The following is a 572-nucleotide window of genomic DNA, read 5'->3' as shown; positions in this document are numbered from 1 at the left end:
TGCCACTGGCAAGTTCTTTTCGTTCTAACTCAAGGGCTGCACGCATTTTCACGATGTCGCCAGGCGTTACTTGCATCGCTGCAAATTCCGCAATGTTACTTTCAAGCAACTGGCGAGCTTGGAGCATTTCAAACGGACCGGCATCATCGCTGATCACGTTCTCACGGGAGTTCGGTTGAGATGGAATATTGATGACATACACTCCAGAACCTTTCTTCACTTCGACAAGGTTTTCCAGCTCCAGCATGATGATCGCTTCACGTACTACTGTGCGGCTAACGTCGAGACGTTCTGCGATATCGCGCTCAGGCGGCAGCCTATCTCCGACCACGTAACGGCCATTGATAAGTTCTTGTCTAAGGACTAAACCGATCTCTTGATACGGTCTTTTCGGTTCAAAAGGCATCATGATGATATTATCACTATATTCCATCTAACTTCTCACGCCATCATAACGACCAATAACAATTGGTCAACCTCTATGTACCAGAATGTGGTAACACCTTGTTTTCGATTGTTTATTACTAATTACTTTGTGAATTACTTAACTGCTTTGATCTTCTCAACCAGTT

1 protein-coding gene is annotated in these 572 nt (G+C 44.8%); it reads right to left on the bottom strand.

Annotated elements, in window-relative coordinates:
- The coding region (locus R7Z50_RS29675; protein ID WP_318150037.1) for a GntR family transcriptional regulator at nucleotides 1-433 on the bottom strand (433 nt) is incomplete at its 3' end.
- Between the last annotated feature and the right edge of the window lie 139 nt (nucleotides 434-572).

Source organism: Vibrio sp. 1249-1 (genome assembly GCF_033340495.1).
This window is presented reverse-complemented; position numbering and strand designations above follow the sequence as displayed.